At 65.6% G+C, this 5960-nt stretch carries 7 protein-coding genes; 4 read left to right on the forward strand and 3 right to left on the reverse strand.

What is annotated here, in order from left to right:
• From ACRDPN_RS11075 to ACRDPN_RS11090, 4 genes are all read left to right on the forward strand, one after another.
• Nucleotides 1-847 (forward strand): branched-chain amino acid ABC transporter permease (locus ACRDPN_RS11075; RefSeq protein WP_431447604.1); only part of this gene is annotated, 847 nt, incomplete at its 5' end.
• A gap of 16 nt (nucleotides 848-863) precedes the next feature.
• Nucleotides 864-1856 (forward strand): branched-chain amino acid ABC transporter permease, encoded by a 993-nt coding sequence (locus tag ACRDPN_RS11080; protein ID WP_431447607.1) that lies wholly within the window; start codon nucleotides 864-866, stop codon nucleotides 1854-1856.
• On the forward strand, nucleotides 1846-2742 hold the full coding sequence (locus ACRDPN_RS11085) for an ABC transporter ATP-binding protein (protein ID WP_431447609.1): 897 nt from the start codon (nucleotides 1846-1848) through the stop codon (nucleotides 2740-2742). Before ACRDPN_RS11080 ends, ACRDPN_RS11085 begins: the two co-directional genes overlap by 11 nt.
• Nucleotides 2742-3524, forward strand: coding sequence for an ABC transporter ATP-binding protein (locus tag ACRDPN_RS11090; RefSeq protein ID WP_431447612.1), 783 nt, complete (start codon nucleotides 2742-2744; stop codon nucleotides 3522-3524). The genes ACRDPN_RS11085 and ACRDPN_RS11090 overlap by 1 nt, the downstream gene beginning before the upstream one ends.
• Here the strand turns inward: ACRDPN_RS11090 and ACRDPN_RS11095 are convergent.
• The 3 genes from ACRDPN_RS11095 to ACRDPN_RS11105 form a co-directional block, all read right to left on the reverse strand.
• Entirely contained in the window at nucleotides 3487-3918 is a 432-nt protein-coding gene (locus ACRDPN_RS11095) for a hypothetical protein (protein WP_431447615.1), read from the reverse strand. The genes ACRDPN_RS11090 and ACRDPN_RS11095 overlap by 38 nt on opposite strands.
• Before the next feature lie 79 nt (nucleotides 3919-3997).
• Nucleotides 3998-5260: an ABC transporter substrate-binding protein gene (locus tag ACRDPN_RS11100; RefSeq protein ID WP_431447617.1), complete on the reverse strand. Its 1263-nt coding sequence runs from the start codon at nucleotides 5258-5260 to the stop codon at nucleotides 3998-4000.
• A 138-nt stretch (nucleotides 5261-5398) separates the two neighbouring features.
• Nucleotides 5399-5960: ANTAR domain-containing response regulator (locus tag ACRDPN_RS11105; RefSeq protein WP_431447619.1), on the reverse strand; the 562-nt coding region annotated here is incomplete at its 5' end.

Genomic DNA, 5960 nt, shown 5'->3' on the forward strand with positions numbered 1-5960 from the left:
CTTCCTCGGACTGCTGCTGGCCCTCGGCGCGCTCGGCCTGTCACTGGTCTTCGGTACCACCGGCCTCACGAACTTTGCCCACGGTGAGCTCATCACCTTCGGCGCCCTGGTCGCGTTCCTCTTCCAGAACCAGTGGGGCTGGGCGTTCGTCCCAGCGGCGATCCTCGCCGTGATACTGGCCGGTGTGTTTGGCTACGCCAACGACATCCTCCTCTGGAAGCCTCTGCGGGGGCGCGGCACCGGACTGATCGCCATGATGATCGTCAGCATCGGTCTGGCGATCTTCCTGCGGAACATCTTCCAGTACATATTCGGGGCCGACAACAACCAGTTCCGCGACGTGCCGATCCAACGCGCGCCCTTGGATCTCGGCCCGATCGACATCTCCGCGCGCCTCGTCTGGACTGGCGTCATCTGCGTCGTGGTGCTGGTCGTCGTGTCCCTCGCCGTCCAGCGGACACGGCTCGGCAAGGCGACCCGAGCGGTCTCCGACAACCCGCCGCTCGCCGCGTCCTCCGGCATCGACGTCGACCGTGTCATCCTCACGGTCTGGATCGTCGGCGCCGCACTTGCCGGCCTCAGCGGCGTGCTGTGGGGCATGAACTACGGCTTCGACTATCAGTTCGGATTCAAGATCCTGCTCCTGGTGTTCGCCGGCGTCACCCTGGGTGGTCTCGGCACCATCTGGGGCACGATGGCGGGCAGCCTGCTCGTCGGCGTGATGGTCGAGATGTCCTCGCTCGTGCTGCCGCCCGAGCTCAAGTACGTAACGGCACTGGTGGTGCTGATCCTGGTGCTCCTGGTTCGACCTCAGGGCCTCCTCGGACGCGCCCAGCGGGTCGGTTGAGGGAAGGGAGACGACGATGAGCTGGTTGGACGTCCTCAGCGGGGCCATCGAGCAGGCGCTCGGCCCTCAGGCGATCATCTACTGCCTGGCCGCGATCGGCCTCAACATCCACTTCGGCTACACGGGCCTGCTGAACTTCGGACAGGCCGCGTTCATGATGGTCGGCGGTTACGCCGTCGGAGCGCTCGTGCAGACGTGGGGCCAGAATCTGTGGTTGAGCATGCTCGTCGGCCTGCTGGCCGCCGTGCTGCTCGCCCTCGTGCTCGGTGTGCCGACGCTGCGGCTTCGGGCCGACTACCTCGCGATCGCGACGATCGCCGCGGCCGAGGTGATCCGCCAAGTCCTCGGTGCGGCCAGCCTCAACAACCAGTTCGGCGGTCAGGACGGCCGGTTCGGCTTCGCCGACTCCCTCACCGCGCTCAACCCGATCCCGCGCGGCGGTGCCGACTTCGGGTTCGTGTCCTGGCGAAGTTACGACTTCTTCATCATGATCCTCGGCTGGACGCTGGCACTGCTGCTGTGCGGGCTCACCTTCCTGCTGATGCGGAGCCCGTGGGGACGCGTCCTGAAGGGCATCCGCGAGGACGAGGACGCGGTCCGCAGCCTGGGCAAGAACGTCTACGCCTACAAGATGCAGGCGCTCATCCTCGGTGGCGTGATCGGCGCGATGGCCGGCATCCTGAGCGGTGTCGCGACGAACAATGTGGCACCGTCCGACTTCGCTACAGATACCACCTTCTTCGTCTACACCGTGCTGTTGATCGGTGGCGCCGCCCGAGTGTTCGGTCCCGTCGCGGGCGCGCTGATCTTCTGGTTCTTCCTCAACGGACTCGACCTGTTCTTCGACAAGGCGACAGGTGACGACATCATCCCCGACTTCATCATGTCCTCCGACCAGGCCAGCCTGATGCGCCTCATCGTCCTGGGCCTGGTGCTGATGCTGTTGATGATCTTCCGACCGCAAGGCATCTTTGGAGATAGAAGGGAGCTGGCGATCGATGGCCGTTGAGACAGAGAAGGTCACCACCCCCGGGCAGACCAAGAACGACGCGATCCTCGTCGCCGACAATGTCGTCAGGGCGTTCGGCGGCCTGAGGGCAGTCGACGTCGAGCACTTCGAGGTCGAGCGGGGCAAGATCACCGCGCTGATCGGGCCGAACGGTGCCGGCAAGACGACGTTCTTCAACCTGCTGACCGGCTTCGACAAGCCCGACACCGGAGCGTGGACGTTCAACGGAGAGAGTCTCGACGGCGTGCCGCCGTACAAGGTGGCCCGCAAGGGCATGGTGCGCACCTTCCAGCTGACCAAGGTGCTCTCGCGCCTCACGGTCATCGAGAACATGCGTCTCGGTGCCACCGGCCAGCGGGGCGAGAAGCTGCTCTCCAGCGTCTTCAAGTTCCTGTGGCGCGACCAGGAGTCCTCCAACACCGAACGGGCTGAAGACCTCCTCGGACGGTTCACGCTCGACACGAAACGTGACGACTTCGCCGGGTCGTTGTCCGGCGGTCAGCGCAAGCTGCTCGAAATGTCCCGCGCGCTCATGGTCGACCCCGAGCTGATCATGCTCGACGAGCCGATGGCGGGCGTGAACCCAGCCCTCAAGCAGTCATTGCTCGGCCACGTGAAGTCGCTGCGCGACGAGGGCCGCACCGTGTTGTTCGTCGAGCACGACATGGACATGGTCCGTGACATCTCCGACTGGGTGGTCGTCATGGCCCAGGGCAAGATCGTGGCCGAGGGCCCACCCGACGACGTCATGGCCGATCCGGCCGTCATCGACGCGTACCTCGGCGCCCACCACGACGCCGAGCTGTCGTTCGAGGACGAGGAGAAGATCGCCGCGGAGGCCGCCGCCGAGATCGAGGCCGAGATCCAGCAAGCCGAGGAGAACTGATGCCAGAATCCGATGCTGCACCCAAATCCTCGCCGACGTCTGTCGACACCTCCTTGCCTGAGGGAGCGGTGCTGCACGCCGACAACCTCATCGCGGGCTACCTTCCGGGCGTCAACATCCTCAACGGCGCCAGCCTGCACTGCCACGACGGCGAGCTGGTGGGCATCATCGGCCCGAACGGTGCCGGCAAGTCCACGCTCCTCAAGTCCATGTTCGGCCTCGTCAACGTCCATGAGGGCACGGTGACGCTCAAGGGTGAGGACATCACCAACGCGCGGGCCGACAAGCTCGTCGCGTCCGGCATCGGCTACGTCCCGCAGACGAACAATGTCTTCCCGTCGCTCTCCGTCGGCGAGAACCTCGAGATGGGTGTCTATCTCGCCCCGAAGACGTTCCCCGAGCGATTCGACTACGTCGCGGGGATCTTCCCGCGCCTCGCCGAGCGCAAGGACCAGCGGGCCGGCTCCCTGTCTGGCGGTGAGCGGCAGATGGTCGCGATGGGTCGGGCCCTGATGATGGAGCCTTCGGTGCTGCTGCTCGACGAGCCCTCGGCAGGCCTCTCCCCCGCCCTGCAGGACGAGGTGTTCCTGCAGACCAAACACATCAACGCCGCCGGCGTCTCGGTGGTCATGGTCGAGCAGAACGCCCGTCGTTGTCTGCAGATCTGCGACCGCGGCTACGTGCTCGACCAGGGCAAGGACGCCTACACCGCCAGCGGCGAGAAGCTCATGAACGACCCCAAGGTCATCGAGCTGTACCTGGGGACGCTGGCGAAGGCCTGAACCTCAGCGCCAACCAGAGCGCGAAGCCGAACAGCAGCACGCCGCAGATGATGTCGGCGATGACGTGTGCCTGTCGCCACCACACCATGTCCGTGGCGCCGGGAACGGCGTAGTGGGCGAATCCGACGAGCCCGCTGCCTGAGTAGGCAGCGATGGCGACAGCTGCCCAGGCGGTCCGACCGTGCGCTAACCACCACAGTCCCAACACTCCGAACGCCGTGAAGAAGAACCATGCCGCACCGACGAGCCACCGCGGCGGATTGGGGACGCCGCTGCCGGGCTCTGGCTGCGGGAAGTCGCCGTAGTTGACGGTGTTGTCGACGTAGTGCACGACCGAGACCACAAAAGCGACGGCCATGAGCAGGACGAGGGTCCGGAAGGCTGAGGAGGTCATTCGTTCTCTCCTACCGCGAATGGGCTGGACAGCGGAAGGGCCCCGGCCGAAGCCGGGGCCCTTCACGTACTGAACTAGATCACTCGACGACGCCGGTGATGTAGTCCGTGTTCTTGTAGTTGTTGTTGTTCTGGAACTCGAAGATACCGATCGTCGCCTTCGACGGGGAGCCGGTGTCGTTCAGGTCGACTGGACCGGAGACACCCTCGTAGTCGATGTCGGTACCGTCCTTGATCAGCTTCACGCAGTCGGCGAAGGTGGAGCACTTCTCACCGTCCCGCGAGATGTTGATCAGCTCGGATGAGATGGCCTCGCCGGAGTCGCTCTTGGCCGCCTCGGCCGCAAGGCCCGACATGATCGTCGCGTCGTAGCTCTCCGGACCGTAGGTGAAGTCCTTGAGCTTGGGGTCGACCTCGAGGAGACGATTCCTGAAGTCACCCGTCAGTTCAGCGCCCGGGAACGTGGCCTTCACGCCCTCCAGCGTGCCCTTCGGGAAGTCCTTGCTGTAGTCGGCGGTGTTGCCGTCGACGAAGTAGGTCTGGACGTCCTTGGGGCCGATTCCTGCGGACTCGAACTCCGGGATGATCTTCGTGGCTTCGTTGAACGAGATCAGCACGATGGCGTCGGGCTTGGCGTCCTTGATCTTCTGGACCTCGGACGTGTACGACGTGGCGTCGACGCTGTAGAGAACCTTGGCCGAGACTTCGCCGCCCTGGTCCTTGATGGTCTTCTCCGTGTTGTCGGCCAGCGCCTCGCCATATGCCTCCTGGCGGGCCAGGATCGCCACGCTCTTCGCACCGTCCTGCAGGACGAGGTTGCCGAGCACGTTGCCCTGGAGCACGTCGGACGGAGCCGTACGGAAGTACATGCCCTTGTCGTCGTAGGTGTCGAAGGCGGTCGAGGTGTTGGCTGGCGAGAAGTGCACGACACCGGCGTTGATGATCTTGTCGATCACGCTGAGCGAGACGCTCGAGCTCGCGGCACCGATGATGGTGTCGACGTCGGCTCCGAGCAGCTTGTCGACCGAGCCGGGCGCGATCTTGGGCGTGCCGTCGCCGGAGTCGGCCCTGGTCGCCTTGGGGACGTCCTGGCCGAGCACGCCGCCAGCTTCGTTCATGTCGTTGACGGCGAGGTCGACGCCGGCGAACTCCGGCGGGCCGAGGAACGCAAGGTCACCGGTCGAGGGCAACAGGGTGCCCACGGTCAGTGTGCCGTCGCCCTTGGCGGCTGCCTCGCCGCCTGTGTCTCCACCTTCGTCGCCGCCTCCGCCGCACGCGGCCAGCACGAGCGCGCCGGCGCTGGCGACAGCCGCGAGACGCAAAGTCTTGGTACTGCGCTTCATTGATCCTCCGGATGGTCGGTCGATCGGCCCGGGGCGGACCGATGAACGGGTATGCCCGAACGTAGTCGTCTCAGGGGTCAGATGGTGTATCCGTGACGCGATTGTTCCTGTTCGTAGCCCTTTTGTAACCGATCGCCCTCAGGCGTCTCGACCGAGGTCCGGCCCCTTCTCGATGACCTGCTGTGCCACCTGGTGCATCGTGAGTCGCAGATCCATGGCGGTGCGCTGGATCCAGCCGAACGCCTCGGGCTCGGTGAGCCCGAGAGCCTCCTGCAGCGTCGACTTGGCGCGTTCGACGGCCTTGCGCGCCTCGAGCCGCTCGGTGAGGTCGCCGACCTCCCGCTCGAGCCCGGTGATCTCATCGAACCGGCTCATCGCCATCTCGATCGCCGGCACGAGGTCGGTGATCGTGAAGGGCTTGACGAGGTAGGCCATGGCGCCGGACTCGCGGGCCCGCTCGACGAGCTCCCGCTGGCTGAACGCGGTGAGCATCACCACCGGGGCGATGCGGTAGCGCGCGATCTGGGCGGCGGCGGCGATGCCGTCGAGGCGCGGCATCTTGACGTCCATCACCACCAGGTCGGGCCGGTGCTCCATCGTGAGAGCCACCGCCTCCTCCCCGTCGCCCGCCTCGGCGACCACGTCGTACCCGGCCTCGACGAGCATCTCGGCCAGATCGAGCCTGATCAGCGCCTCGTCC

This window comes from Aeromicrobium sp. (assembly GCF_050700635.1).
Lineage (GTDB): Bacteria > Actinomycetota > Actinomycetes > Propionibacteriales > Nocardioidaceae > Aeromicrobium.